General features: G+C 74.0%; 22 protein-coding genes. 12 read left to right on the forward strand and 10 right to left on the reverse strand.

Annotated features, from left to right (window positions below; genetic code table 11):
- Positions 1-74 precede the first annotated feature (74 nt).
- Positions 75-881: a CHAP domain-containing protein gene (locus ACIP60_RS20125; protein ID WP_111552550.1), complete on the forward strand. Its 807-nt coding sequence runs from the start codon at positions 75-77 to the stop codon at positions 879-881.
- Between the two features lie 255 nt (positions 882-1,136).
- Here ACIP60_RS20125 and ACIP60_RS20130 read toward each other — a convergent pair whose 3' ends face one another.
- Both ACIP60_RS20130 and ACIP60_RS20135 read right to left on the reverse strand, forming a co-directional pair.
- Positions 1,137-4,577, reverse strand: a complete 3,441-nt coding sequence (locus ACIP60_RS20130; RefSeq protein WP_400686280.1) for a carbohydrate binding domain-containing protein — start codon at positions 4,575-4,577, stop codon at positions 1,137-1,139.
- A 231-nt stretch (positions 4,578-4,808) separates the two neighbouring features.
- Positions 4,809-6,086 carry an MFS transporter gene (locus tag ACIP60_RS20135; protein ID WP_400686283.1) on the reverse strand — a complete coding sequence of 426 codons (1,278 nt, stop codon included), beginning with the start codon at positions 6,084-6,086 and terminating at the stop codon, positions 4,809-4,811.
- Positions 6,087-6,182: 96 nt separating this feature from the next.
- On the opposite strand from ACIP60_RS20135, the gene ACIP60_RS20140 reads away from it, so the two are divergent.
- From ACIP60_RS20140 to ACIP60_RS20155, 4 genes are all read left to right on the forward strand, one after another.
- Entirely contained in the window at positions 6,183-6,656 is a 474-nt protein-coding gene (locus ACIP60_RS20140; protein WP_400686286.1) for a hemerythrin domain-containing protein, read from the forward strand.
- 180 nt (positions 6,657-6,836) lie between these two features.
- Positions 6,837-7,145, forward strand: coding sequence for a hypothetical protein (locus ACIP60_RS20145; RefSeq protein ID WP_400686289.1), 309 nt, complete (start codon positions 6,837-6,839; stop codon positions 7,143-7,145).
- Entirely contained in the window at positions 7,121-8,779 is a 1,659-nt protein-coding gene (locus tag ACIP60_RS20150; protein WP_400686292.1) for an alpha/beta hydrolase, read from the forward strand. The genes ACIP60_RS20145 and ACIP60_RS20150 overlap by 25 nt, the downstream gene beginning before the upstream one ends.
- Positions 8,780-8,898: 119 nt before the next feature.
- Positions 8,899-9,342, forward strand: a complete 444-nt coding sequence (locus ACIP60_RS20155) for a hypothetical protein (RefSeq protein ID WP_400686295.1) — start codon at positions 8,899-8,901, stop codon at positions 9,340-9,342.
- A 15-nt stretch (positions 9,343-9,357) separates the two neighbouring features.
- Here ACIP60_RS20155 and ACIP60_RS20160 read toward each other — a convergent pair whose 3' ends face one another.
- Positions 9,358-10,578, reverse strand: coding sequence for a PucR family transcriptional regulator (locus ACIP60_RS20160; protein WP_400686298.1), 1,221 nt, complete (start codon positions 10,576-10,578; stop codon positions 9,358-9,360).
- A gap of 325 nt (positions 10,579-10,903) precedes the next feature.
- Between ACIP60_RS20160 and ACIP60_RS20165 the strand changes: the two genes are divergently transcribed.
- Positions 10,904-11,371, forward strand: a complete 468-nt coding sequence (locus tag ACIP60_RS20165) for an SsgA family sporulation/cell division regulator (RefSeq protein WP_400686394.1) — start codon at positions 10,904-10,906, stop codon at positions 11,369-11,371.
- A gap of 29 nt (positions 11,372-11,400) precedes the next feature.
- On the opposite strand, the gene ACIP60_RS20170 is transcribed toward ACIP60_RS20165, so the two are convergent.
- The 5 genes from ACIP60_RS20170 to ACIP60_RS20190 all read right to left on the reverse strand — a co-directional run bounded on the left by ACIP60_RS20170 (position 11,401) and on the right by ACIP60_RS20190 (position 15,746).
- The gene (locus ACIP60_RS20170; RefSeq protein ID WP_111552544.1) at positions 11,401-12,267 is read right to left on the reverse strand and encodes an ABC transporter permease; all 867 of its coding nucleotides are present in this window, start codon (positions 12,265-12,267) and stop codon (positions 11,401-11,403) included.
- Complete coding sequence (locus ACIP60_RS20175; protein WP_400686302.1) at positions 12,227-13,084, reverse strand: ATP-binding cassette domain-containing protein; 858 nt, start codon at positions 13,082-13,084, stop codon at positions 12,227-12,229. The genes ACIP60_RS20170 and ACIP60_RS20175 overlap by 41 nt, the downstream gene beginning before the upstream one ends.
- A complete protein-coding gene (locus ACIP60_RS20180) occupies positions 13,081-13,569 on the reverse strand; it encodes a MarR family winged helix-turn-helix transcriptional regulator (protein ID WP_400686396.1) in 489 nt (162 codons plus the stop codon). The genes ACIP60_RS20175 and ACIP60_RS20180 overlap by 4 nt, the downstream gene beginning before the upstream one ends.
- Positions 13,570-13,845: 276 nt before the next feature.
- The gene (locus tag ACIP60_RS20185; protein WP_400686305.1) at positions 13,846-14,652 is read right to left on the reverse strand and encodes a hypothetical protein; all 807 of its coding nucleotides are present in this window, start codon (positions 14,650-14,652) and stop codon (positions 13,846-13,848) included.
- 122 nt (positions 14,653-14,774) lie between these two features.
- A complete protein-coding gene (locus tag ACIP60_RS20190; RefSeq protein ID WP_400686308.1) occupies positions 14,775-15,746 on the reverse strand; it encodes a hypothetical protein in 972 nt (323 codons plus the stop codon).
- A gap of 301 nt (positions 15,747-16,047) precedes the next feature.
- Between ACIP60_RS20190 and ACIP60_RS20195 the strand changes: the two genes are divergently transcribed.
- Complete coding sequence (locus tag ACIP60_RS20195; protein ID WP_400686311.1) at positions 16,048-16,317, forward strand: GlsB/YeaQ/YmgE family stress response membrane protein; 270 nt, start codon at positions 16,048-16,050, stop codon at positions 16,315-16,317.
- 133 nt (positions 16,318-16,450) lie between these two features.
- On the opposite strand, the gene ACIP60_RS20200 is transcribed toward ACIP60_RS20195, so the two are convergent.
- A complete protein-coding gene (locus ACIP60_RS20200) occupies positions 16,451-17,794 on the reverse strand; it encodes a hypothetical protein (RefSeq protein WP_400686314.1) in 1,344 nt (447 codons plus the stop codon).
- Between the two features lie 350 nt (positions 17,795-18,144).
- Between ACIP60_RS20200 and ACIP60_RS20205 the strand changes: the two genes are divergently transcribed.
- From ACIP60_RS20205 to ACIP60_RS20220, 4 genes are all read left to right on the forward strand, one after another.
- Positions 18,145-18,804, forward strand: coding sequence for a hypothetical protein (locus tag ACIP60_RS20205; protein ID WP_400686317.1), 660 nt, complete (start codon positions 18,145-18,147; stop codon positions 18,802-18,804).
- A 309-nt stretch (positions 18,805-19,113) separates the two neighbouring features.
- The gene (locus ACIP60_RS20210) at positions 19,114-19,965 is read left to right on the forward strand and encodes a fumarylacetoacetate hydrolase family protein (protein ID WP_400686320.1); all 852 of its coding nucleotides are present in this window, start codon (positions 19,114-19,116) and stop codon (positions 19,963-19,965) included.
- A 46-nt stretch (positions 19,966-20,011) separates the two neighbouring features.
- Positions 20,012-20,614 carry an RNA 2',3'-cyclic phosphodiesterase gene (gene thpR, locus ACIP60_RS20215; protein ID WP_400686323.1) on the forward strand — a complete coding sequence of 201 codons (603 nt, stop codon included), beginning with the start codon at positions 20,012-20,014 and terminating at the stop codon, positions 20,612-20,614.
- A 357-nt stretch (positions 20,615-20,971) separates the two neighbouring features.
- Complete coding sequence (locus ACIP60_RS20220; protein ID WP_400686325.1) at positions 20,972-23,080, forward strand: cellulose binding domain-containing protein; 2,109 nt, start codon at positions 20,972-20,974, stop codon at positions 23,078-23,080.
- A gap of 77 nt (positions 23,081-23,157) precedes the next feature.
- Here ACIP60_RS20220 and ACIP60_RS20225 read toward each other — a convergent pair whose 3' ends face one another.
- Positions 23,158-24,489, reverse strand: a complete 1,332-nt coding sequence (locus ACIP60_RS20225; RefSeq protein WP_400686328.1) for an MFS transporter — start codon at positions 24,487-24,489, stop codon at positions 23,158-23,160.
- A 354-nt stretch (positions 24,490-24,843) separates the two neighbouring features.
- On the opposite strand from ACIP60_RS20225, the gene ACIP60_RS20230 reads away from it, so the two are divergent.
- Entirely contained in the window at positions 24,844-26,628 is a 1,785-nt protein-coding gene (locus ACIP60_RS20230) for a discoidin domain-containing protein (protein ID WP_400686330.1), read from the forward strand.
- Positions 26,629-26,676 lie beyond the last annotated feature (48 nt).

The raw sequence follows: 26,676 nt of genomic DNA on the forward strand, positions 1-26,676 counted from the left end.
CACGACCCGATCGCCCGTCAGCGCCCGTTGACGGCACGTCACCGAGAGAGAAGACCGTGAAGAACATACGCAACATGATCACCGTCGCCGGCACCGCCCTGGCGCTGGCCGTCCCGCTGATCGCCACCACCTCCGCGCCCGCCTTCGCCGCGTCCCGCGACGGATCCTGCGGCTCCGGAGAGTTCTGCTACTACTACAACAGCGACGAGGCTGGCTCGGTCTCCGACTTCACCGGCTCCCTCAGCAACTACGGGGACAGCCAGCCGGACTGCTACGAGTTCAAGGGGTCCGGCGCCGGCCAGGGTCTCTGCGTCAAGAACAACGCCGCATCGGTGTGGAACCGCAGCAGCCAGACCGTCCGCGTCTACTACAACAGCGGCTACGCCGGCTCCTACCAGGACTTCGCCCCCGGTGCCAAGGGCAACCTCAACTCCACCCTGAAGAACAACGACGCCTCCCACAAGTTCCTCAGCAGCTCCAGCAACGACAACGAGAGCCCCACCAACGACTTCGACGGCGGCACCCGCGGCTTCGCCGCCAAGAACTGCACCGCCTTCGCGGCCTTCCGCATCGCGGACCGCCTCGGCATCCCGAACTTCAGCAACTCCTACGGCGGCACCACCTGGGGCAACGCCAGCACCTGGGACGACGCCGCCCGCCGCCTCGGCATCAGCGTCAACACCACCCCGACCGTCGGCGCCATCGCCGTGAACGACACCCACGGGGCCTACGGCCACGTCGCCTACGTCAACGCGGTGTACTCCGACGGCTCCTTCGACGTGGAGGAGTACAACTGGAACAACCCGCTCGCCTACGGCACCCGCAGCCACCTCAAGGTCAGCAGCGCGGAGTCGTCCTTCCAGCACATGATCCACTTCTAAACCGCCACCGACCGGCCCCCGGCAGCGCCGGGCCGATCCGGTGAGCGCGCGGCCCACGGCGGTGTGACGAACTCCGCCGGAGCCGCAGCGGTACGTGTCGAAGCCCCGTCGGGCAGGTGACCCTTCCAGGTCGCCTCCGTCCGACGGGGCTTCGACGTGCGGTCGACGTGCGGTCGGCGTGCGGTCGGCGGGCCGCCGACGGACCGACGGCTCGCCGACCGCTGCCGCGGTGCCGCAACGCCGAGGCGCGGGTGGCTACTTCAGGTAGGGGCCGTCGGTGCCGACCTTGCCCGGGGCGGCGTTCCTGCCGCCCAGGTCGAGGACGTAGACCCGCAGGTTGCCCTTGCCGGGGGCGGGCACGGACAGGGTGCCGTCGGTGACGGTGCGGACGGCCCCGGAGACGGCGTCCCGGTACGTGCCGTTGGGGACGCCGGTGAAGGTGGCGGCGTCGGTGACGGTGACCAGGGCGAAGGAGTCGACCCCGGCGGCGGCGTCGGTGTAGCGGCGCTTGAAGGACATGCCGCCGGTGACGCCCTCGGTGGAGTACTGCCCCATCTGCAGGGCGGGGATCGCCCGGCGGATCTGGTTGAGCCGCTGCACCTGCTTGACCAGCGGCTGCTGGAGCGTGGCGGCGACGGCGCCGCTCGCGCCGGAGACGACGGAGAAGTCGGGGGCGGTGACGCTGCCCTCGACGTGGTCGCCGTAGTACGCGCGGCCGGTGGTGGCGAGCGGGCAGGACGGGCCGCAGTCGATCTGCTTCCCGGCCTGGAACTCGATCTCGGAGCCGTAGTACAGGGTGGGGATGCCGCGGAAGGTCCACATCAGCGCCATGTTCTCGGCCCAGGCGTCGGTGCCGCCGGTGTAGCGCACAGCGGACTTGTTGGGCCCGTAGTCGTGGCTGTCGACGTAGACCACGTTGTAGGTGGCGTCGTTGGTGGAGTCGTCGGAGTCCTTGCCGTTGTTGTACGCGTTGTGCGCGTCGCCGAAGTTCATGTGCATCCGCATGTCGATGATGTTCATGCCGGAGAACTTCGAGTGGTCGGGCGCGTGGTAGGCGTTGCCGTCCAGGAAGGCGTTGGCGGACGTCGGCTGGTTGCCGGTGCCGAGCTGCTCCTCGTAGGTGTACTGGTCGAGCGCGGCCTGCGCGTCGTCGGCGGTGTAGTCCTTGCGCTCCTTCCAGGTGTAGAACTGCGCGGAGTGGTTGACCGAGCCGCGGTTCCACTTGTCGTTGACGAACGCGGCGACCTCGCCGAAGACGAAGAAGTTCTGCGCCTTGGCCGGCCCCCAGTCCCGGGTGACGCGCTGCTGGATGGCGGGCAGGAAGCGCCGGTTCCAGGTGACGCGCGGAACGTGCACGGCGGTGTCGACCCGGAAGCCGTCCACGCCCATGTCGATGTACTTGTCGTAGGCGCCGATCAGGTAGTTCTGGACGTCGGCGTCCTCGGTGTTGAAGTCGGCCAGGTCGTCGGCCAGCCAGCAGGAGCGCGAGTCCTCGCCCTCCCAATTGCCTATCCAGCACCGGTGGTAGTACTTGGACGGGAACATGCCCGAAGTCGGGCTCGGCCACTGGCAGTTGTAGATGGTGTAGCCCTCGGGGCTCTTGTACTGGGTCGGGGTGCCCCAGCCGACGCAGGTCTGGCCGCTGGGCTGGGTGGTCGACCACAGGTCGCCGTTGTAGTACGACTTGCCGCTCTTCGGCTCGACGGTCAGGCCGTCGTACTCGAAGCCGGGCTGCTTCTCGTCGTAGTACCAGGACCACTGCGCGTCCCGGACGCCGTACACGGTCGGCACGTACAGGCCCTTGGTGCCCCAGCGGGAGCTGTGGTTGTAGACCACGTCCTGGTAGACCTTGATGCCCTTGGCGTGGGCGGCGTTGATCAGGTCCTGGTAGGAGGCCCCGGCCGACTCCAGCCGCGGGTCGACCCGGTAGAAGTCGTAGCCGTGGTAGCCGTGGTAGTCGTAGTCGGAGCGGTTGAGCACCACCGGGGTGATCCAGATCGCCGAGAAGCCCAGGCCCTTGACGTAGTCGAGCTTCTGCACCAGCCCCTTGAAGTCGCCGCGGAACATCGGGTCGCCGTTGGCCGCGTTGCCGGACTTCACGTCCTGGTTGCCGCCCCGGTCGTTGGACGGGTCGCCGTCGTAGAAGCGGGCGGTGAGCACGAAGTAGATCGGGTCCTTGCGCGGGTCGGTGCCGATCATCTCGCCGGGCCGGGCGGCCGGCGGGGCCTCCCCGGTGGTGGCGACCGCGGCGGCGGAGGCGGCGGAGACGTTCCCGGCCGCGTCCAGCGCCTTGACGGTGTAGGTGTAGACGGTGCGCGGCTCCAGGCCGCTGTCCGCGTACACCGTCGAGCCGACGTTGACCACCGAGGTGCCCCTGGTGCCACCGCTACGGGTGACCCGGTAGCCCGTTACACCCACATTGTCGGTGGCCGGTTCCCAGGTCAGCACGACGGAGGTGTCGGTCGCGGCGGCGGCCACGCCGCTCGGCGCGCTCGGCGCGGTGGTGTCGGGGACGACGGCCGCGCACGGGTCGGCGGCGTTCGCGGTGACCTTGCCGTTCTGCACGGTGCTGACGCCCGACGGGAGGACGTAGTTGACGCCGTTGTTGTTGTCCCAGGTGCCGTTGCCGTTGTTGAACGTCGCCGCCAGGGTGGCCGCACCGCCCAGGTCGACGGTGCGCCTGTACCAGCCGGGACAGGCGAGCGTCATCCCGACACCCGGCACCGCCGTCCACGCCCCGCCCGCCGGGGCGTAGTGCAGGTTGACGACGCTCCAGCCGACCACGGCCGTCGAGTAGAACACGGTGGCGCTCTTCCCGGCAGGCGGGCTGCTGCTCGCGGACGGGGACGCGGACGGGGAGGTACTGGTGGACGGACTCGGGCTCGGGCTCGGGCTCGCGGTCCCGGCGGAGCACGGCGCGGTGCTGCCGACGACGCCGTCCTTGACCGTCACCACGCCCGTCCCGAGGGCGTAGTTCCTGCCGCCGTTGTTGTCCCAGGTGCCGGAGCCGTCGGTGAACGTCGCCTGCAATCCGGCGGCGCTGCCCAGGTCGACGGTCCTCTTCACCCAGTCCGTGCAGGCCGCCTCCATCGCCACGCCCGGCACGGCGGTCCACGTCCCACCGTTCGGGGCGTAGTGCAGGTCGTAGGCCGACCAGTTGCGGGACTTGGTGAAGTAGTAGACGGTCGCGCTCGCGCCGGTACCACCCTGTCCGCCCGGGCTCGGACTCGGGCTCGAACTCGGGTTTCCGGTACCGCCGTTGTCGTCTCCGCACGGGTCGCTGTGGGCGATCACGCCGTCCTTGACCACCACGGCGCCGGTGCCCAGGGCGTAGTTCTTGCCGCCGTTGCTGTCCCAGGTGCCGGAGCCGTCGGTGAACGTCGCCTGCAACCCGGTGGCGCTGCCCAGGTCGACGGTCCTCTTCACCCAGTCCGTGCAGGCCGCCTCCATCGCCACGCCCGGCACGGCGGTCCAGGCCCCGCCGTCCGGGGCCCAGTGCAGCTTGTACGCCGACCAGTTGCTGGTCCTGGTGTAGTAGAAGACGGTGGCGGTGTTGCCGCCGACCGCCGCGGTGCCGGCCGCCGCGCTCGCGGCGGCGCCGAGTGGGGCCGTGGACAGCAGACCGGCGGTGAGCGCCGCTACCGCGGTGAGGACGACGGCGGTGGGGCGCCTTCGGTGCCGTGCTCGTCTGATCAAGGGAGTGCCCCTCGTACGGGGCCGCAGGCGGTGGGGAACTGCCTTGCGGCAGGGGGTGGGTGGGGGAACTTGCGCAAGAACCTGCAAGAACTTCCAGGAGGTTACTGAGACATGACCGGCCTGTAAAGACTTCTTGACCTCCCCACTGCCGGGCATTCCGCCGAGAATCCACCCCACTCGCCGAAAATTCTTTCCGCAACCACCAGTGGGGACAGTGGAACTGACGCTCCGTCAACTCGCCACCATCGGAAGCCCCTTCGGCTCCCGCAGCGCGCGGGTCACGACCACCGCCACCGCCACCGCGCCGGTGAGGGCCGCGCAGCCGAGCAGCGAGGCCCGGGCGCCGACCGCCCCGGCGAGCGCGCCCCAGACGGGGTTGGCCGCGGTGAGGGCCGCGCTCTGGACGAGCGCGAGCAGCGCCTGCACCCGCCCGAGGTGGGTCGTGGGCGCACCGGACAGCACGAGCGGGCCCAGGTGGCAGGCGAAGACGCTGGAACCGGCCCCGACCAGCACCGCGGCCGCCCCGGCCCAGGCCGGGGCGGGGGCCAGGGCGAGCGCGGCGGTGCCGAGGGCGGCGATCCCCAGCCCGAGGACGATGCCGCGCCCGGCCCGGCGGAGCACCCCGTACCGGGCGGCGGCCAGCGAGACGCCCAGCACACCGAGCGCCTGTCCCCCGGCCGACAGCCCCACGGCGCCCGCACCCCAGGCGTGCGCCCGGACCAGCAACGGTCCGAGCAGCCCGACCACCGGCAGCACCCCGGCCGCCGCGACCGCGGCCACCGGCAGCGCGACCCGCAGCGTCCGGTCCCGCCGCACCACCCGCAGACCGTCCGCCAGTCCCGCCACCAGGCCGCCCCCGCTCCGTCCGACCTCCTCCCCCTCCCCCACCCGCAGCCCCACCCGCAGCCGCAGCGTCACCGCGAGGACCGCGAGGAAGGTCACCGCGTCGGCGACCGCCGCCCCCGCCAGGCCGACGCCCCCGACCAGCAGCGCGCCGACCGGAGCGCCGAGCAGCACCGCCACCTGGCCCCCGGCCTGACGCAGCGCCAGCGCCCGGGACAGCTGGGCGGGGGCGACCAGCAGCCGCGGCAGCGCACCGCTCGCGGGGAGCTGGAAGGCGTCGACGGTGCCGATCAGCAGCGCGAACCCGATCAGCGTCCACCGGCCGCCACCCGCCGCCCGGTCCACCACCGCCAACGCCAACGCCAGGACGACGACCACCATCGCCGCGTCCGCGAGCAGCGCCACCCGCCGGGGCCCGTACCGGTCGACCACCGCCCCGCCGAGCAGCAACAGGACGGTGCGCGGCACGGTGACCGCGGCCAGCACCAGCCCGGCGGCCGACCCGCCGTAGCCGGCACCGGCCCAGCCGAGGGCGGCGGCGAGGGCGGCGTCCCCGACGGCGGAGACCCGGGTGCCCGCGAACCACCACAGGTACGCCCGGGGCAGCCCGGCGGCATCGGCATCGGTATCGGTATCGGTATCGGTATCGGCAGTGCTGGTTCCCATGGCGGCCGACGCTAGGAACCTCGACCCGCTCGAAGGCAAATCCCGTCCCCGCGTGCCGTCGGTCCACCAGCGGGGTCGGGCCTCCACACTGGCGGGATGTGCCACTACTGCGGGTGCCGCGAGATCCCGCTGATCAAGGACTTCATCCGGGAGCACGAGGCGGCCACCGACCTGACCGGGGAGATCGCCCGCCTACTGGAGTCGGACGACCCGATCTCGGCGGGAGCACTGCTGGCACCGCTGGCCGCCGAACTCGCCGCGCACTGGCGGGGCGAGGAGGACGGCCTGTTCCGAGTGATGCGCACGGACCCGGAGTTCACGGCGTACATCGACGCCCTGGAGACCGAGCACCGCGCCCTCGCGGACCTCCTCGCCACCACCGACCTCGCCCGCCCCGCCGACCGTTCCGCCCTGCTGACCGCCTTCGCCGAGTTGCACGCCCACATCGCCAAGGAGGAGGACGGGCTCTTCCCCGCCTCCCTGATCGCCCTGACCGCCGCCGACTGGAACACCTCGATGGCCGCCTGGCGGGCCGCCCACCCCGACCGCCGCCCCTCCCCACCGGGCTGACCCGACCTCGCGGGCACCCGGCGCGACGCCCCCGGTCAGCGGGTCCGGTGGTGCGGTGCCGGACCTCGGCGCCCGGCGCACCACCCCGGCGCGCGTCCACCTGCCGAGTATCCGGGTGGATACGCAGTGTCACTACGTGCCCGTATGATCTCTGCCGGTGGCACCGTCCAGGGGAGATCAGTGAGCGAGCAGATCAGCGTGGACCCGGCCGAGTTGAGGGCTTCGGCCGCCGCCTCGCGGAGCATCGGTGAGGAGTTGCGGCGGCCGGTCGCCGCGGCGACCGGTGCCAGCCGGGCGACCGGCGGGGAGCTGGCGGGGTGGTCGGTGGGCGCGGAGTTGCAGCGCCTCGCGAACGGGTGGGCGCCGCCGCTCGGCGGGCTGGCGGAGCGGCTGGCCGCCACGGCCGCGGCCCTGGAGGCCAGTGCGCAGGGGCACGAGTGGAACGACGACCGGATCGCCGGGACGTGGCGGAAGCCGGGGGCGCGGTGAGCGGCGACTTCGCGCTGCTCCGGCGTTTCGACCCCGGCGGGCTCCGGGACGCGGCCGAGGGCTGGCGTCGGCTGTCCGCCGCGGCGGAGGACGCCAACGGCCGGCACCGGCACCGGGTCAACGGGCCGCTGCGGGCGCACTGGCAGGGCAGGGACGCGGACAGCGCGTTCTTCACGATGGAGTCCACCGAGCAGGAGCTGGAGGTCGTCCGGGTGGAGGCCGAGTCGGTGGCGCTGGTGCTGGACACCGTCGCCGACCGGATGGACCAGGCCAGGACGAACCTGTCGAACGCGCTCCGGCGGGCCGACGAGTGGAACCTCCCGGTGGCCGACGACGGCACGGTCGGCCTCCCGCCGCAGGCCGCGTCGGACCGCCACGACCCGGACGCCCGCGACGAGCGGCAACGCCGGACCCTGCTGCGCGCGCAGCTCCAGGGCCGCATCGACACCGCACTCGCCACCGCCCGCGAGGCCAGCGACCAGGGCGCCCGCGCGCTCGGACGGCTCGGCGCGGACATCCTCACGCGGCCCCGGGTGTTCGGGGCCGCGAGCGAATCGGCCAAGGACGTCCGGGACGTCGCCGCGGACCTCTGCCTCGCCGCCCCGTACCTCCCGGCGAACGAGGACCCCGCACGGGCCGCCCGGTGGTGGAGGTCGCTGACGCCCGAACAGCAGCAGCGCCTCCTCGCCCTGCACCCCGAGGAGATCGGCCGCCTCGACGGCCTCCCCGCCACCGTGCGGGACCGGGCCAACCGCCTCGTCCTGGAGCAGCGGCTCGACGCCCTGAAGGCCGGCGACGCCAGGGGCTCGGGGCTGACGGCCGACGAGTACGGCCGGCGCGAGACCGCCCTCCGCGTACTGAAGGAGACGCTCGACCGGCGGGACGGATCGGACGAACAGCACCGGCTGTTCCTGCTGGGCCTGGACCCGCGGGGCGACGGCAGGGCCATCGTGTCCACCGGCGATCCGGACACCGCCGACCACACCGCCGTCCTGGTGCCCGGCACCGGCACGACCGTCAAGGAGATGCCCGGTCAGATCGACCGGATCAGCAGGTTGCAGGACGCGGCGGAGGAGGCGGCTGCCCCGGGGCAGAGGATCGCGGTGGTGTCCTGGCTCGGCTACGACGCGCCCGAGGTGAGCGGCAGCGTCCTCACCCGCGGCCGTGCCGAGGACGGTGCCGAGGACATGCGTCGCTTCACCAGCGGCCTGCGCGTCTCCGCAGGAGACCACCGCAGCCACCTGACCGTCATCGGCCACAGCTACGGCACTACCGCCGTCGGAGCCGCCGCAGCCGGGGGCCAGGGCCTACAGGCGGACGACATCGTCGCCATCGCCAGCCCCGGCATGACCACCGGCACCGCCTCCGACCTCCACATCGATCCCGACCATTTCTGGGCCGGAACCGCAGCCGACGACAACATCAGCCTCGCCACCGGTCTGACCCTCGGCCCCGACCCAACCCTCGGTGTCTTCGACGGGAACACCCTCGCCATCGACACCTCCGGCCACAGCGGCTACTGGGATCCCCACAGCGAGAGCCTGGCCAACCAAGGGAAGATCATCGCCGGTCGGCCGCCGAATACCGTCGACAACCACCGCGGCGAGCCCGATGCCCTCGTGCCCGGCCTGTGACACCCGAACGCCGCCCGGACAGAGACCTTCCGATGCACCGATCGAGCACACCTCCCGGACACCGCGTGCCAACCCGCGCCGCTGTCGTCCTGGCCCTGTCACTCCTCCTGGGAGCCTGCGTGAACAGCCCCGATCCGAACGAGCCGCTGCCTGTCATGGCCAAGAGTGAAGCCGAGGCATGGGCCCAGCACCTGACCCGGTACCTGGCCCAGACCGCCGATGTCGCCCTGACTCCGGACAGCGTCAAGCCCTACTTCAGCACCTGCGAGGGCAGGAACGGCGAAGTCGCCGCCGACGGCCGATACACCCTCGCCTACCACGCAACGGGCGCCGTCCCCCGGACTCAACATCCCGATGCCGTCCGCAAGATCAGGTCCGCTCTCGAGAAGGACGGCTTTACCGTCACCGGCTACCGCGAAACAGTGCAGGACCGGCCCGACGTGCTCCTGTACGCCAGGCACACCGAAGGGCGCTACTTCATCGACGTCAGCACCGGCGGGGGCACCGACCGGCTCACCTTCACCGTCAACACCCGCTGCCTCATGCCGCCTCCCGCCCCCTGACCGTCGCGCACCGGGTCACTCCAGGGGGTCGCGGACCACCTCGGGGAGGTGGAGGACGGCCTGGAGGGCGATGTAGAGCTCGGCGGAGTCGAGGCGGCGTTCGGTGGAGCGGCCGGAGAGCTGTTCGATGCGGCGCAGGCGGTAGCGGACGGTGTTGGGGTGGCAGTGGAGGAGTTTGGCGGCCTTGTCGGCGGAGCCGTCGACGGCGAACCAGGTGGAGAGGGTGGTGAGGAGTTGGTCGCGCTGGCCGTCGGGGAGCCCCGTGACGTGGCCGAGCACCTGGTTGCCGATCCGGGAGGCGGTGGAGGGTGCGCTGGCGACCAGCATGGGGAGCGGGTTGGCGTCGAAGAGGGTGACCGTCTCGTCGGGGCGGGCGGAGCTGGCGAGGGCGACCTGGGCGAGGTGGAGGGCCTGCGGGGTCTGGTCGAGACGGGTGTAGCAGGGGCTGACGCCGGCCCGGCGGACGGTCTGGCCGCGCAGGGTGTCGACCAGCAGGTCGATCGCGGCGGCGGCGCGCATCGAGACGATGCCGATGTGGGCGTCGGGGGTGAGCCGCCAGGCGGAGCCCATGTCGTGGGCGCGCAGGGTGGGTTCGATGTCGGGGAGAGCCTGCCGGGCGAGGCCGGGGGCGTGGGCGACGACCACGGCGAAGGTGCCGTCGTACGGGAGGGTGAGCATGTCGGCGGCTTCCAGGACGGAGCCGGGGTTGCCCATGCCGCCGCGCAGCACCACGTCGACGAGGGCGGAGCGCTCCTGGTCGCGGCGGACCATCAGCAGGGCGGTGGTCTCGTTGAAGGCGTTCATCATGGCGGTGGTCGACTCCTCGTTGAACCGCCAGACGTCGGTGGCCATCTGCACCAACTCCTCGCTGGTGGCGAGGCCGTGGCGCTGCGACTCGGCGGCCATGGTCTCCCAGAGGTGGGCGAAGCCGACCCGGAACGCGGACTGCACGGTGGCCGACGGGACGCCCTGCTCGGCGCGCAGCCGCCCGGTGCGGCGGGGGGCCTCCAGGCTGAGACCGTCCTCGTGGGCGAGCCGGCGCAGGGTGAACTCGATGTTGCTGCGGACGGATTCGGCGAGGTCCCCGGCGGGCAGCGGTCCGGCGCTGCGGTAGACGGTCATGGCGCCGCGGATCCGGCGGACCGTCTCCTCGGTGAGCGCGGTGAGTCGGTTCAGCAGGTGGCCGGCCAGTCGCGCGGCCGAGTCGGGCGGCGCGTCGGTGAGTCGGGTGCCCATGCGGTGAGCCTAGGCGGCGCGCGGTGGCGTGCGGTGGCGCGTCCGGTGGGTGCGGAGGCGCGCCGGGCGGCCGGGGGCGGCGTGGGGTGCCGGGACGGGCGGCGGCCGGACGGGCGTTCCCCGGGTGAGGGCGGGGGCGGGTGTTGACGCGGCGTCAGGCCGTTGGCGGAGCGTTTTGTCGCGGCCCACAGGCCGGGCCGGGCCGCGGCTGTCCGTCCGGACAGCGTTGGTGCCGGCGGGGCCCGGGGCGCGCCGGGCGGCTCTAGTCTGCTGCCCAGACCGGCCCGGACCCGCCGGGCCGGACCGAGTGGAGAGGGCACCCGTGATGGAGAGCCCCGCCGAGCTGCGCCTCGACCTGGTGATGGACCTGCTGCTGTCGCCGGAGGAGGCCTTCCCGGTTCCGGCGCGGCTGGTGTACCGCACCGACGACCCGTACGCGGTGCACGTCGCCTTCCACGTCGACTCGGCGCAGCCGATCGGCTGGTTCTTCGCCCGGGACCTGCTGGCGCAGGGGCTGCTGCGGCCCACCGGGCTGGGCGACGTACGGGTCTGGCCGGCCTCGGTGGACGGGCGGCGGACGGTCGCCCTGATGCTCTGCTCCCCGGAGGGCGACGCCTTCCTCCAGGCTCCCGCCGCCCGGGTGGCGGCCTGGGTGCGGCACACGCTGCACCTGGTCCCGCCGGGCGGGGCGGCCGAGCGCGACCGGGTGGACCGGGCGCTGGACGCCCTGTTCGCGGCGAACGCGGCGAACAGGGCGGGCGGCGCGGGCGGGGCGTTCGAGCCCGGCTGCTGAGGCCGGGCCGGGGGCGCTGCCAGCGGCTCTCAGCGGGCCAGCCGCCCCAGCAGCGCGGAGGCCGCGGTGATGCCGGCGCCGGTGGCCAGGGCGAGTACGCCGAAGTCGAGGGCGAGGTGGGACGGGGTGCCGATGAGCAGGCCGCGCAGGGCGTCGACCTGGTAGCTGAGCGGGTTGGCCCGGCTGACGGCCTGGAGCCAGCCGGGCATCAGGTCGACGGGGTAGAGCGCGTTGGAGCCGAAGAACAGCGGCATGGTGATGGCCTGTCCGATGCCCATCAGCCGGTCGCGGGTGAGCACGATGCCCGCGATGGTCATCGACAGGCAGGAGAAGAAGGCCGAGCCGAGCACCACCGCGACCGCGACGCCCAGCAGCCGCAGCGGGTTGGCGGTCATGCCGACGCCGAGCACCGCGGCCAGCACCACCACCACGGCGGCCTGGATCACCGCCTTCACCCCGGCGGCGAACGCCTTGCCGGTGACCAGCGCGGCCCGCGGGGTCGGGGTGACCAGCAGTTTGGTGAGCACCCCGGAGTCCCGCTCCCAGATGATCATGATGCCGTAGAAGATCGCGATGAACATCGCGGACTGCGCGATGATGCCGGGCGCCAGGTAGTCCAGGTACGGGATGCCGCCGGTCGGGATCGCCTTCAGCCGGGTGAAGGTCTCCCCGAAGATCAGCAGCCACAGGGCGGGCTGGACCGCCCGGGTGTACAGCTCGGTGCGGTCGTGCCGCAGCTTCTGCAGCTCGACGGTGCACATCGCGACGACCCGGGCCGGGACCACCCGCCAGCCCGTGCGGGCCTTCGGCGGTACCAGCAACAGGCCCAACTCGGGCCCGGCGGACGGGCGGTGCTCAGCCGACTCGGCTTGCGGTGCGGCGGGTGCGGCGGACATCCGAGAACTCCCCTTCCTTGGCGTCGTCGGTCAGCGCGCGCCCGGAGAAGTGCCGGAACACGTCGTCCAGGGTGGGCGCCTGCTGGGCCGGGTCCTCGACCCGGACCCGGGCCTTGAGCTCCTCGGGGGTGCCGAGCGCGCGGATCCGGCCGCGGTCCATCAGGGCGATCCGGTCGCAGTGCCGGTCCGCCTCGTCCATGTAGTGGGTGGTGACCAGCACCGTCATGCCGGTGGCGCGGCGGACCGCGTCCACCCGCTCCCAGACGCCGGCCCGGGCGATCGGGTCCAGTCCGATGGTGGGCTCGTCCAGCACCAGCAGCCGGGGCGCGCTGACCAGGGCCTGGGCCAGTTCGAGCCGGCGCACCATGCCGCCGGAGTAGGTGCCGGCCATCCGGTCGGCGGCCTCGGTCAGGTCGACGGCGGCCAGCGCCTGGGCGACCCGTTCGGCGCGCTCGGCGCGGGAGACGTCGAAGACCCGGGCGAACAGGGCGACGTTCTCCCGCCCGGTCAGCCCGGAGTCCGCGGACAGCGCCTGCGGGACGTAGCCGAGCAGGCGCCGCACCCCGGTGCGTTCGGCGGCGCAGTCGTGGCCGAACACCCGCACCATGCCGCGGGACGTCGGCAGCAGGGTGGTGATCGCCCGGATCGTGGTGGTCTTGCCCGCGCCGTTCGGTCCGAGCAGCCCGAACACCTCGCCGGGGCGCACCGTCAGGTCGACACCGTCCACCGCCCGGGTGACCGGGCCCTTCCCCCGGCCGTGGTGGAAGCTGTACACCAACTCCCGGCACTCGACGGCCGGTTGGTCCTGTTCGCTCATGCCTCCGTACTCCCCTCTCCGGCCGCCCTGGCCCGCAGGCCGGCCGCGACCGCGCGCAGGGCGGGCACCGCGGCCGCCAGGGCCGCCCGCTCCGCCTCGTCGAGTTCCGCCACCACTTCGCCGACCAGTTCGGCCCGCCGGACCCGCCAGGCGGCCAGCCGCTCGACCGCCTCGTCGGTGACGTACAGCAGCGCCGCCCGCCGGTCCGCCGGGTCGGTCTCACGGCGCAGCAGACCCTGTCCGACCAGCTGGTTGACCAGCGTGGACACCGAGTTGCCGGCCAGGAACAGCTCCTCGGCCGCCTCCGAGACCCGCGTCCCGGGCGTGTCCGCCACCAGGCGCAGCAGTTCGACCTGGGCGCCGCGCAGCCGCGGCACGGCCAGCCCCGCCCGCAGCCGGCGGCGGATCAGCCGCTGGATGCCGACCAGGAGGACGGAGAGCTCCTCCGCCTCCGCCGCCGTTCCGGTCTCGGCACCGTTCGGCACCGCCCGTTCACCGGGTTCCGGGCCCTTCGCCAGGTGTTCGCTCACCCTTCGATTTTAGCTCTGAATGAGAGGTATCGGTCGAGGGGTGTCCGGTAAAGAGTTCCGCAAGCTTCCGGGAACGCCGCACCGGAACGCCGCACCGGAGCACCGGAGCAGCGCGCCGGAACGCCGTCGGGCCGGGCCGCGTTGCGCACGCGGACCGGCCCGGCGGGAGGGGTGGAACAGGCGGGGTGGAACGGGCGGGGTGGAACGGGCGGGGTGGGACGGGAAGCGGGCTCAGCAGTCGTCGAACGCGGTGCACACCGCGCCGCCCAGCGGGTTCAGCACCGCGTCGTCGGAGCCCCCGGACCAGGCGGTCTTCGGGTGGCCGCCCTTGGGCAGCTGGGCGTGCAGGGTCAGTTCGGCGAGCGAGCCGTCCTTCGCCGTCAGGTACTCGCGCACCTCGGTGCTGCCGCCGCCCGACTGCGGCACCGTCAGGGTGGCGGCCACCGACGCCCCGTCCTCGACGGTGACCTTGACGGTGGCGCCCGGCACGGTGGAGGCGCAGCCCTTCAGCCCCTCCGTGACGCCGGTGAGCAGGGCGTACGCGCTCTGCGCCGCGGCGCTGCTCTTCGCGGACGAGCCGAAGCTGGCGATCGTCTCGTCGGCCGACCAGTCCCCGGCGGCGCCGCCCAGTGCGGCGGTCTCCACGATCGGCACCTCGGCGAAGGAGTCGTCGCGCGGGATCTTGCAGAGTTCCTCGATCCGCAGCCTGCCCTTCTCGCCGAGCACCTTCGCCGGGCCCGCCTTCCAGTGCAGCGCGGAGTTCAGCGGCACGGACTTCGGGTCGATCCACACCCCGGCGGGCAGCCGGCCGGCCTTCCCGGGGGTGGCCTCGGGCGCGGCCGGGGTCTTGGACGCGGCGGGGGACTTGGCGCCGTCGGCGGACGGCGCGGCGGAGGCGGCCGTGGCGGTGGACGCGGTGCCGGGCGCGGCGGAGGCGGCGGAGTCACCGGTGTCGGTGCCCTCCGGGTCGCACGCCGACAGGACGGCGACGGCGGACAGGCAGGCCACCGTGGCGGCGGCGAGGCGGAGCGAACGCACGGATGTATCCCTGGGGAGTTCGAGGACGGTGGAGAGAGGAACGGGGAACGGGCCCGGCCGGGACGGGGCGCGGCGGGGGCGGCCGTCCCCGGGCGGGAACGGCCGTCCCGGCGGGGGCCCGGTCAGTAGCCCTGCGGCTTGTGGTGCGGGTTGGCCTGCGGCACCTTGCTCGCCAGGTCGTGCCCGTCCGGCGCGACCTTGTACCTGCTGCGGATGTACGTCATGGACGCCGCGACGTTGGCCACCGGGTCGTAGATGTCGGTCGAGGTGCCCTTGACGTGGTTGGCCGCGAAGGTGCTCGGGATGCACTGCCAGCCGCCGCGCGAGCAGTTCGCGGGCTTGCCGTCGCCGACGACGGCGCCGTGGGCGTTGCTGTCCCAGGCGTTGATCTGCGAACCGGGCGCGTTGTACGAGGACTCCCGGGAGGCGATGGTCAGCATGCCCTCGGTCCAGGCGGCGCGGGCCTTCGGGTCGGTGACGCCCATCGCGTCCAGGGCCTGGGAGATGTACTCGCGGCAGGCGGCCTCGCCGCTCCGGTACTTGCCGGCGCCCTGGTAGCTGACCTGGCCGACCTTGATCGCGCCCTCGTGGGAGACCGTCGGCGTGGGGTCCTCGCCGTGACCGCCGTGGCCGCCGTGGCCGCCGGTGGGCTTCTTCGGGCTGGTGGGCATCGGCTTCTTCGGTCCGGTGGGCTTGGCCTCGTGCGTGCCGCCGTGGCCGCCGGCGGGCTTCTTCGGGTCGGCCGGCTTCCCCGGGTGGCCGCCCTGGCCGGGTTTCCGGACGCCCTCGCGGGCGCGCCGCTCGGCGTCCGCGTACTGCTTGACGATGACGCCGAGCTTGTTGACGTCGCTGCCGAGGTTCTTGGTGAGCTCGTTCTTGGTGGCCTCCAGGGCCGCGACCTGCCGCTCGATCGCGCCGACCCGTTCACGCACCTGGGCGACCACCGCGCCGAACCCGATGACGCCGCCGAGGGCGCCCGCCGCGAGGTCGGTGGTGACGGCCCTGGCCATCACGCCCTTGATCCGGCCGGTCCGCTGGGACAGTTCACCCATCCGCTGCTGGATCGCCTGGAAGTCCTGCTGGATCCGCGCCAATTCGCCCGGTTCGTAACCGAAACCCGCTGCCATTCCGTGTCCCCCCGTAGGACCTGACCTGACGTCTGCTGAGGTCGTTTATCCCATCACATCGCGTCGTGACGCAATCACCGGACCCTCCGGTTCGGCTACCGCGCGTACCCTTTGCCCGGGTTCTGCAAACCCGGCGAACGGGTGTCCGTCGAGATGCCCGGGCTCCCCCGGCACGCGATCATGGCTGGTGCGGACCGTCCCGTCGGCGGGCCCGTGTACGGCTCACCGCCGTCGACCGCCGGCGCCCGACCGGAAAGGCTGGGTCTCGATGTTCCAACTCCTCTGGATTCTGTTGATCGGTTTCGTGCTGGGCGTGCTGGCCAAGCTGATCCTGCGCGGACCGCAGTCCATCCCGTGGTGGCTGACCATGCTGCTCGGTGCGGTCGGCGCACTGCTCGGAAACCTGGTGGCCGGCTGGATCGGCGTCCGGCACACCGGCGGCATCGACTGGATCAGGCACCTGCTCCAGATCGGTTTCGCCGTCGTCCTGGTGGCCTTCGTCGCCCCGGCCTGGAGCAAGTCCCGCTCGGGCAGGTAGCCCCCGCGGTCCACGGCCGACCCACCCACCGCCCGCCCGGCTCCCTGCCGGGCGGGCGGTGGCGTGCCGGGGGTCCTCCCGGGGACCGGGCGGACGGCGCGGCGGGCGACGCGGTGGGCGACGCGGTGGCCGGTCAGTCGAAGCGGGAGCTGCGCACCGGCCCGGCGGAGCGGATCCGGTCCCGGCTGCCGGTCGCCCAGGTGGCGGCGGCGCGGGCCGCGAAGCCCGCCAGCGCCGCGTCCGGGTCGGGCGGGGTCGCCCCGTCGCCCGGGTCGGGCTCGGCGGAGGCGGCCAGGATCTCCCGGGCCAGCTCCTCGGCCGGGCGCTCGTCGGCCGGGGACGAGGTGACCTCGCCGTCCCCGGCCACCGTCATCCGCGGCTCCCAGGGCGCGACGATCCGCTGCACCAGCAGGCCGCAGACGTCCGCCGACACCGCGGGGGTGTCCGTCCAGCAGGTGGCGTGCTCGTACAGCAGCTCGCCGGGGGCCCGCTCGTGCAGCGCGGAGAGCACCTCCCCGTCCAGCTCGTTCAGGTCGTACGCCACCACCAGCGTGTCCGGCGTGCCCGGCCGGTACGGGGCGGCGGGCAGGCCCAGCAGCTCGGCCGCGGCCAGGCCGAGCGCCCGGCTGCCCCGGTCGGGCAGCAGCGCGACGGCGGCGGGGCGGCGGCCGGTGGCGTCCAGCACGACGCGCAGCCGCTCCAGGCCGAGCCGGCAGTCGTCCCAGCCGCCCTGGAAGTACGCCCAGCGGCCGGTCATCCCGGCGTCGTGGCCGTACGGGGAGAGGGTGGCGAGCAGGCCGCCGGTGAGCACGTGGTGCCAGCCGCGCAGGTCGGCCGGGCCGGCCGGCGGGACGGCGGCGGCCCGGGCCAGGGTGCGGCGGATCCGGTCGGCGGCGGGGCGCCAGGTGTCGTCGGGCGCGGAGAGCTGCCCGAAGACCTCCCGGGCGAGGTCGAGGTCCCCGGCCATCAGCGCGTTGTGCACCAGCAGGTAGCGGTCGGGCCAGTCGCCGGTGACGTCCCGGTGCTCCCGGAGCAGCTCGACGGCCTCGTGGTGCCGCTCGCCGTCCTCCAGCGCGACGGCCAGCTCCAGCAGCACCTGCCGCGGGTTCACCGCCGGCCCGGCCGGGCGGGAGCGGCCGAACAGCCGCCGCTTGGCCGCCTTGGCCTCCGGCTCGGCGGCGGCCTGCCGCGCGCCGCGCAGCGCCTGGCGCAGCGCGGGGACGGCGAACTCGGACAGGCCGTGCTCGATGCAGGCGTACCCGTACGCGTACAGCGCGGCGGGGCCGGACGGGTCGGCGGCCAGTTCGGCGGCGGCGCCCGCCAGGTCGTCGATCCCCACCAGCTCGGCCAACTGCCTCACTGCCGGGGCGAGTTCGGCGGCGCTCAGGCCGTCGGCGACGCTCCGCAGTTCCCGGACGGCGCCCTGCGGGTCACCGGCGTCGAGCAGTTCGCGGGCCTTGGTGAGGTCGGCGTGCACGCAGTCTTCTCCTGGAGTTCGGGGGTAGGGGGTGGTCCACGGGGCGCTCCGGCACCGGCCGGGGCGCGCACCCGCCCGATCATCGCCGCGGCGCGCCGTTCGGCCAAACGGTTTTCCACCCGACGCCCGGCGGCCCGGCGGCCCGGCGCCGGCGCGCCCCGCTCCCGTCCCCTTCGCTGCGACCGGTCCGCCGGCGTGTCACCGTCCGGTCCCGATGCGGTCCGGAATCCGCGTCTTCGCCCCGGCGGCCCGACGGACGGCCGTAGCGTCCTGCCCCGTACCGCCGCACGGGGTCCAGCCGCCCCGTCCGGTCGGCCGCTCCGCCACCACGCACCCGGGAGGAACCCGCCATGACCAGACGCCGGCCGCTCGCCGCCCGCACCCTGCTCGCCACCGCGGCGCTGGCCGCGACGCTCACCCTCGCCGCCTGCGACCCGGAGGGCACGGACGCCGACGCCGCCCCGCCCACGTCCACGTCTGCCGCGGTTTCCGCGTCGACTTCGGCTTCGGCTTCGGCGTCGGCTTCGGCTTCGGCTTCCGCGTCCGCGTCGGGCGGCAAGCGCGCCCTGGCCGAGGCCGCCACGGCGGGCGGCCTGACCCGGGCCACCGGGGACGCGCAGCTGAGCGACGTGCCGGTCGACCCGGGCGAGATGCGCGAGGGGATGACCCTGGTGGAGGCCAACTACCGGCAGGCGAAGGGCGGTTCCGGCCGTCCGGTGCTGTTCGCCGGAGTCGACAACGTGCCCGAGGACCCGAGCAAGCGCCGCGAACACCTGTGGCGCGGCCTGATCGACTACGCGCTCGGCGAGGGCTCCACCGGCAGCCCCGGCACCTCCGTCGCCTACCCGGCCGGTCCGCTCGGCGGCAACCTGGAGTGCTTCCCGCTCGGCGCCGACGCCCTGTGCGGCTGGACGGACGCCTCCACCGCCGCCGTCGCGCTGTTCCCCGCCACCTCCCCGGCGGACGCCGCCGCACGGTTCGTCCGGATGCGCGCCGACCTCGAGCACTGAGAACCACCGAGAACGCCGAGGACACCGAGGACACCGGCCGGACGGACGGACCCGATATGCCACCAGTCCCCTTTTTCACCAAGGGGATTGACGGCTCCCGTTCCGTTCGGAAACCTTCCCGACCGCTCTCCCGGCGGTCGGGCCCCGGCCGGCCGCGAAGGACCGCGACGCGCTTCTCGGGAGTTGCCCGGACCGACGCCGGCCAGGGGCCGGCGTCCGCCGGGAGGGGAGGGCTCCTTGTCGTGGCCCGGGCCAGAAACCTAAGGTCGTCAGGCACCCCGTCCCCGCCCGCAGAGGAGTCCGTTCCCCATGAAGCTGCTGCGCATCGGCGCGCCCGGTGAAGAGTTGCCGGCCGTCCTGGACGCCGACGGCACCGCGTACTCGCTGGCCGGGCTGACCGGTGACATCGACGGGGCGTTCCTCGCGGGGGGCGGGGTCGAGCGGGTGCGGGCGGCGCTCGCGGCGGGGTCGCTGCCGGTGGTGGCGAGTGCCGGGGTGCGGCGGGGGGCGCCGGTCGCCCGGCCCGGGAAGGTGGTCTGCGTCGGGCTCAACTACCGGGACCACGCGGAGGAGACCGGGGCGGCGATCCCGGCGCGGCCGGTGGTGTTCATGAAGGACCCGGCGACGGTCGTCGGCCCGGACGACGAGGTGCTGGTGCCGCGCGGCTCGACCCGGACGGACTACGAGGTGGAGCTGGCGGTGGTGATCGGGCAGCGCGCCCGCTACCTCGCCGACCCGGCCGGGGCCGCCGCGTGCGTCGCCGGGTACGCGGTCAGCAACGACGTCTCGGAGCGGGAGTTCCAGCTCGACTTCTCCCCGCAGTGGGACCTCGGCAAGTCCTGCGAGACCTTCAACCCGCTCGGCCCCTGGCTGGTGACCCCGGACGAGGTGCCCGACCCGCAGGCGCTCGGCCTGCGGCTGAGCGTCAACGGCGAGTCGCGGCAGGACGGCAGCACCGCGCACATGATCTTCGATGTGCCGTACCTGGTCTGGTACTTGAGCCAGTACATGGTGCTCAACCCCGGCGACGTGATCAACACCGGCACGCCGGCCGGCGTCGCCCTCGGCCGCCCCGACAAGCCGTACCTGCGGGCGGGCGACGTGGTCGAGCTGTCCGTCGACGGCCTCGGCACCCAGCGCCAGACCCTCGCCGACGCCTGACGGGCCGACGGCCGGCAAGGCCGGGCCGGGGTGCTAGAAATCCCTGGTGGACGATCCTTCCGAGCCCCCGGCCCTGCGCGCTTTCGTGGCGCTCGCCCCGCCCGACGAGGCCAAGGACGAGCTGGCCCGGGCGCTGCGCCCCGCCTACGAGGCGTACCCCGGGCTGCGCTGGAACCGGATCGAGGACTGGCACATCACGCTGGCCTTCCTCGGTGAACTCCCGTCCGGCGCGGTCCCGTTGCTGCGTTCCGCGCTGTCCGGCGCCGCCGTCGGGCGGCCCGCGCTGCGGCTGGGGCTGCGTGGCGGGGGCCACTTCGACGGGCGGCTGCTGTGGAGCGGCGTCGACGGGGACCTGGCGGGGCTGCACCGGCTGGCCGAGGAGGTCCGGGGCCTGGTGCGCGCCCGGGGCATCGGCTTCCGGGAACGCCCGCTGCACCCGCACCTGACGCTGGCCCGGGCCCGCCGCGACGACGCCACCAGCGTCCCGGCGAGCGCCGCCGTCCTCGCCGGGTTCACCGGCCGGAGCTGGTGGACGGCGCGCCTGCACCTGGTCGGCAGCAACACCGCCCGCGGCCCCGGCCCGATCCACTACCGCGACATCGAGTCCTGGCCCTTCGCCACCGCCGGCCGTCCCGACCGCACCGTCTGAGGCCGCGCCGCCCGAGGTCGCGCCGCCCGAGACCCGACCGCCTGAGGCCCGACCGCCCGAGGCCCCGCCACCTGGAACCCCACGGCCCGGAACCCCGCCGCCCGGTCCCCCGCGAACGTTTCACCCGCCCCGGCGGCCCCCGGAGCTGCGCGGACGGCCGGGGGCACGGGCGCGGGATTGACAGCCCCGGCCCGCCTTCCCACCATGGGAGCGCTCCCAAGGCGGTCGGCGCACGCACCGGCGACCGCCCCGCGGCACCGTACGCCGCACCGCCCTCACATCCCCCGCCCCCGTCCGGACCCGGGGCCGCCGTGGCGCGGCCCCGGGCCGGCGCCCCACCCGGGAGGAACGACCCCCATGCTGTTCCGCAGGAGATCAGCCGGGCCCCGCCGCCCGCTCGCCGCGGCGGCCCCGGCCGTCCTGGCCGTGCTCGCGGCGGCGCTGCCGCTGTCCGCCCCCGCCGCGGCCGCCGACCCCGTCCCCGTCGGCGACACCACGGTCACGGTGAACGCGAACGCGGGCCTGGGCACCGTCGACCCGGCCGCGCTCGGCGTCAACACCGCCATCTGGGACTCCGCCATGAACGACCCCCAGGTGGCCTCGCTCTACCGGGACGCCGGGATCGGCGCGCTGCGCTACCCGGGCGGCTCGTACGCGGACATCTACCACTGGGCCGACCACACCGCACCGGGCGGCTACGTCGCCCCGGGCACCGGGTTCGACGCGTTCATGGGGACGGTGCGGGCGACCGGCGCGCAGCCGATCCTGATCGCCAACTACGGCTCGGGCACCCCCCAGGAGGCGGCGGACTGGGTCCGGTACGCCAACGTCACCAAGGGCTACGGGGCGAAGTACTGGGAGATCGGCAACGAGATCTACGGCAACGGCGTCTACGGCAGCGGCTGGGAGAACGACACCCACGCCGACAAGTCGCCGGACCAGTACGCCCGGGAGGTCAAGGCGTACGCCGCGGCCATGAAGGCCGTCGACCCGACGGTGAAGATCGGCGCGGTGCTGACCATGCCCGGCAACTGGCCGGACGGCATCGTCGCGGCCGGCGACAGCGGCGACTGGAACCACACCGTGCTGGCCGCCGTCGCGCACGACGTGGACTTCGTCAGCGTCCACTGGTACCCGAACGCCGGCGGCGGCGAGCAGGCGCTGGCCGCCGTGCGGCAACTGCCCGGCGAACTGCGCGAGGTGCGCAGCCTGCTGGACCGGTACGCGGGCGCGGACTCGGCGCGCATCGGCATCGCGATGACCGAGGTGAACTCCGACTCCGGCAACGGCGCCCTCACCAGCCGCCCGAACGGCCTGTTCGCGGCGGAGGCGATGAGCACCGCGCTGGAGAACGGCGTGTTCAGCGTCGACTGGTGGGACACCCACAACGGCGCGGGCCCGATCACCACCGTCAACGGGGAGACCGACTACGGCGACATGGGCCTGCTGTCGAACGGCAGTTGCACCGGCAGCGTCTGCGAGCCGGCCGTGAACACCCCGTTCGCGCCGTACCACGGCATCAAGGCGCTGGGCGCGCTCGGCGACCCCGGCGACACCATGCTGGCCTCCGGCGCCTCCGGCCCCGACGTCTCCTCGCACGCGGTGCTGCGCGCCGACGGCGACCTCGGCGTGCTGCTGCTGAACCGGAGCCCCGCCACCACCCACACCGCGGACCTGCGCTACCTCGGCTTCACCCCCGGCACCGCCGCCCCCGCGGTGCAGCGCTGGGCGCCCGGCGACCCGGGCCTGGTGGACGCCACCGGCACCGCGACCGCCGCCTCGGTGACCCTGGCCCCGTACTCGATCACCGTGCTGACCGTGCACGCCAAGCCCGGCACCGGCTCGTCGGCCGCCACCGTCGGCACCCCCGGCGCGCCGCGCGCCACCGCGGTGGACGCCACCACCGCGACCCTGTCCTGGCCGGCCGCCACCGGTGCGGCGGACCGCTACGAGGTCTACGAACAGCTGGGCACCACCGTCCAGTTGATCGGCTCCTCGACCGGCACCTCCACCACCCTGCGCAACCTGCCGCCGGGCTCCCGGCACACCGTCAACGTGCTGGCCCGCGACCAGGCCGGACGCCTCTCCCGGCCCTCCGCCCCGCTGACCTTCACCACCGGCACCCCGGACGACAGCACCTGCACCGTCTCGTACCGGGTGACCAGCGGCTGGGGCAACGGCTTCGTGGCCGACGTCGTGGTGAGCAACACCGGCCCGGCGGACCTGAACGGCTGGACGCTGGACTTCGACTGGCCCTCCGCCGTACAGTCCGTCGGCTCCTGGTGGAACGCGGACATCGCCGCCACCGGGCAGCACGTCCGGGTCACCAACGGCCGGGACAACGCCCGCCTGGCGCCGAACGGCGGCACCTCCGCCGAGTTCGGCTTCGTCGGCGGCAACAACGGCGCCAACCCGTCCCCGACGGTGTTCCGGCTGAACGGCACGGTCTGCCGCAGCATCGGCTGACCCTCCGCACCGGGCCGCCGCCCGCGCACCCGGCCGGGAGCCCCGCTCCCGGCCGGTCGGGCGTCGTCGACGGGCGGTCAGGTCTCGTTGCCGACCGGGGCCGGGGACGGAACCGGGGCCGGGGCCCGGGTCGCGGTGGACGGGGAGAGGGCGGCGGCGGTGAGGACCAGGAGCAGGACCGGGAGCATCGCGGCCCGCAGCCCGTGGTGCTCGCCGAGGAAGCCGAGCGTCGGGGGGCCCGCGAGCAGGGCGACGTAGCCGATCCGGGAGGTGAGGGCGATCCGGGCGGTGGTGTCGGGGCCCGACTCCCCGGCGGCCGAGAGCGCGAGCGGGAAGCCGAGGGCGGTGCCCAGGCCCCAGAGCAGGACGGCGCAGCCCGCCGCGGCCGGGGAGTCGACGAGCGAGACCAGCGCGATGCCCGCGGCGGTGAGGAGCGCGCCGCCGCCGAGCACCAGGGGACGGCCGAGGCGGGCGACCACGGGGCCGCCCGCGAAGCGGCCGGCGGCCATGGTGGCGGCGAACCCGGCGTAGACCAGCGAGCCGAGGCCGGCCGGCATGTCGTGGCCGTCGACCATCAGCAGCGGCAGCCAGTCGGTGGCGGAGCCCTCGGCCAGGGTCATCGCGAACACCACGCCGCCGATCAGCAGCAGCCGCGGGTCGAGGTAGGGCCGCCGGTCCGCCGCCGTCACCGCCGGGGCACTGCCGGGAACCGGCGCGTCGGCACCGGCGGCAGTACCGGCGTCGGCACCGGTGGCGCGGCCGAGGCCGGGGCGCAGGCCCGGCAGGGCGAGGGCGAACAGCACGGCGGTCACCAGCAGGACGGCGGCCAGGTGCCAGGGGACGGGCAGGCCGATCGCGGCGCCGCCCGCGCCGAGGGCGGCGCCGATCAGGGTGCCGAGGCTGTAGCAGCCGTGCAGGGCGGGCAGGACGGGGCGGCCGTACGCGCGTTCCACGTCGGCGCCGTCGACGTTGCTGGCGACTTCCGAGAGGCCCACGCCCGCGCCGATCAGCAGCAGGCCGAAGGCCACCAGCGGGGCCGAGGAGAGGGCCGCGCCCAGGGCGGTGGTGCCCGAACTGGCCAGCACCAGGCCCATGCCGGTGATGATGACGGGCCGGGTGGAGAACCGGGCCACCAGCGCGCCGGCCGCCAGGATGCCGAGCATCGAGCCGATCGACATCCCGAAGAGCACCAGGCCCATCTCGGCGGTGGAGGCGTGCAGCCGGTCCCGGACGTCGGGGGTGCGGGTGACCCAGGTGGCGAGCGCCAGCCCGGGTATCCCGAAGCAGAGTTGCAGGGCCCGGCGGTGCCGGCGGACCGCCGCGCCGGGCGGCCGGGGCTCCGAGCGGTCCGCCGGACGGACGCCCGGCGGGGCCTGCACGGGGACACGGGACTCCGGGCTGGACTCCATGGGAACGCGGGCCTCCGGGGGACGGGACAGGCGGAGCGGACGGAACGGGCGGAACGCGCCGAACGGACCTGAGAAGCGGACCGGTCGGTGCCCCCACGCACCCTAGCCGCGCCCCGCCCCGACCCTCCGCCCGGGGCGGAATCCCGCGTTCCGGTGCGCCCGGCCGACCCCTCCGACGTGCCGGTTTCAGACCGTCTCCGAGCACCGAAATGGGAGAGCGCTCTCCCGCTTGACATGCATTCTCCCAGCTCCGCACACTGCTGGGGCGAGAGAGCGCTCTCAGCGCTCCCCTCTCTCTCGCTGCGCGCCCGCACATCCCACCCCCACCTGCACGCGCACCCGAGGAGCCGTCAGATGCTCGCGCCACGCACCCACCTGCACTGGAGGACGCCGCTGTGCGCCCTCCTCGCCGTCGCCGCCCTGCTGGCGAGCCTGCTGCTCGCCCTGGCCCCGGCGCCGACCGCCCAGGCCGCCGGGACCCTGCTCTCGCAGAACAAGCCCGCGACCGCCTCGTCCACCGAGAACGCCGGGACACCCGCCTCCGCCGCCGTCGACGGCAACACCGGCACCCGCTGGTCCAGCGCCGCCGCCGACCCCCAGTGGCTCCAGGTCGACCTCGGCACCAGCCAGGCGATCAGCCAGGTCGTCCTCCAGTGGGAGACCGCCGCCGCCAAGGCGTACCAGCTCCAGCTCTCGACCAACGGCTCGACCTGGACCACCGCCTACTCCACCACCACCGGCACCGGCGGCACCGAGACGCTCAACGTCAGCGGCACCGCCCGCTACGTCCGGGTGTACGGCACCGCCCGCACCACCCAGTACGGCTACTCGCTCTGGGAGTTCCAGGTCTACGGCGGCTCCTCCGCGCCCGGCACCTGCGGCACCCAGAACGCCGCGCAGAACCGGCCCGCGACCGCCTCGTCCACCGAGAACGCCGGGACGCCCGCCTCCGCCGCCGTCGACGGCAACACCGGCACCCGCTGGTCCAGCGCCGCCGCCGACCCCCAGTGGCTCCAGGTCGACCTGGGCACCGTCCAGACCGTCTGCCGGGCCGTGCTCCAGTGGGAGACCGCCGCCGCCAAGGCGTACCAGCTCCAGCTGTCCACCGACGGCACGAACTGGACCACCGCCTACTCCACCACCACCGGCACCGGCGGCACCGAGACGCTCAACGTCACCGGCACCGCCCGCTACGTCCGGGTGTACGGCACCGCCCGCACCACCCCGTACGGCTACTCGCTCTGGGAGTTCCAGGTCTTCACCACCGGGACGGGCTCCTCGCCCAGCCCGAGCCCGAGCCCGACCTCCGGGACCGGCACCGACCCGTTCTGGGGCGACACCAGCACCATCCCGCCGGCCTCGAACGTGCTGACGGTCAAGGTGCTGAACCGCACCAACGGCGCCTACCCGGACAGCCAGGTCTACTGGAGCTTCAACGGGCAGACCCACTCGATCGCCGAGCAGCCCTACCTCGACATGCCCGCCAACTCCTCCGGCCGGATGTACTTCTACCTCGGCTCGCCGACCAGCCGGTACGCCGACTTCATCGAGTTCACCGTCGGCGCGAACGTGTTCAACGGCAACACCACCCGGGTCGACGCCTGGGCCCTGCCGCTGGCGATGCGGCTGCACACCACCGACGGCTACGACGTGCAGGTCGGTGACGCGCAGTCGGTGTTCAACGAGAGCCGCACCCAGCTGTTCCAGGACTTCGCGAACGCCGTGCCGCAGGAGTTCAAGGTGCTGGCGCAGACCGAGGCCCCGTACCGGATCATCGCGCCGGGCAGCGACCCGAGCTTCCGCACCGGCGGCGTGAACGCCAACTACTTCACGGCGTACGCGAATTCGGTCGGCGTGAACGAGTCCACCTCGAACATCTTCGGCTGCGCGGGCACCCTGGCCGGCGACCCGGGCATGTGCGCGGCGCTCAACCGGCACGTCGCCACGCTGCCGCAGAGCCAGTGGTCCGACCCGAGCAAGTACTACGCGGCGGGTCCGGCCAACTACTACGCCAAGTTCTGGCACGACCGCGCGATCGACTCGCTGGCGTACGGCTTCCCGTACGACGACTACGCGAGCCAGTCCTCCTACATCTCGCACGCGAACCCGCAGTGGCTGGAGGTCGCGGTCGGCTACTGAGCCCGGCCGCCCGTCCGCCCCTTCGACCGCCGTCCGCGAGGAGATCCG

The organism is Kitasatospora sp. NPDC088783 (genome assembly GCF_044750705.1).
Lineage (GTDB): Bacteria > Actinomycetota > Actinomycetes > Streptomycetales > Streptomycetaceae > Kitasatospora > Kitasatospora fiedleri.

Excerpts from the sequence above, each read along its gene's own strand:
- ACIP60_RS20195 (WP_400686311.1), top strand. The coding sequence starts at position 16,048 with ATGTTCCAACTCCTCTGGATTCTGTTGATCGGTTTCGTGCTGGGCGTG.
- ACIP60_RS20135 (WP_400686283.1), bottom strand. The coding sequence starts at position 6,086 with ATGGGAACCAGCACTGCCGATACCGATACCGATACCGATACCGATGCC.
- ACIP60_RS20205 (WP_400686317.1), top strand. The coding sequence starts at position 18,145 with ATGACCAGACGCCGGCCGCTCGCCGCCCGCACCCTGCTCGCCACCGCG.
- ACIP60_RS20225 (WP_400686328.1), bottom strand. The coding sequence starts at position 24,489 with ATGGAGTCCAGCCCGGAGTCCCGTGTCCCCGTGCAGGCCCCGCCGGGC.
- ACIP60_RS20140 (WP_400686286.1), top strand. The coding sequence starts at position 6,183 with ATGTGCCACTACTGCGGGTGCCGCGAGATCCCGCTGATCAAGGACTTC.
- ACIP60_RS20160 (WP_400686298.1), bottom strand. The coding sequence starts at position 10,578 with ATGGGCACCCGACTCACCGACGCGCCGCCCGACTCGGCCGCGCGACTG.
- ACIP60_RS20170 (WP_111552544.1), bottom strand. The coding sequence starts at position 12,267 with ATGTCCGCCGCACCCGCCGCACCGCAAGCCGAGTCGGCTGAGCACCGC.
- ACIP60_RS20220 (WP_400686325.1), top strand. The coding sequence starts at position 20,972 with ATGCTGTTCCGCAGGAGATCAGCCGGGCCCCGCCGCCCGCTCGCCGCG.
- ACIP60_RS20175 (WP_400686302.1), bottom strand. The coding sequence starts at position 13,084 with ATGAGCGAACAGGACCAACCGGCCGTCGAGTGCCGGGAGTTGGTGTAC.
- ACIP60_RS20230 (WP_400686330.1), top strand. The coding sequence starts at position 24,844 with ATGCTCGCGCCACGCACCCACCTGCACTGGAGGACGCCGCTGTGCGCC.
- ACIP60_RS20210 (WP_400686320.1), top strand. The coding sequence starts at position 19,114 with ATGAAGCTGCTGCGCATCGGCGCGCCCGGTGAAGAGTTGCCGGCCGTC.
- ACIP60_RS20165 (WP_400686394.1), top strand. The coding sequence starts at position 10,904 with ATGGAGAGCCCCGCCGAGCTGCGCCTCGACCTGGTGATGGACCTGCTG.
- ACIP60_RS20125 (WP_111552550.1), top strand. The coding sequence starts at position 75 with ATGATCACCGTCGCCGGCACCGCCCTGGCGCTGGCCGTCCCGCTGATC.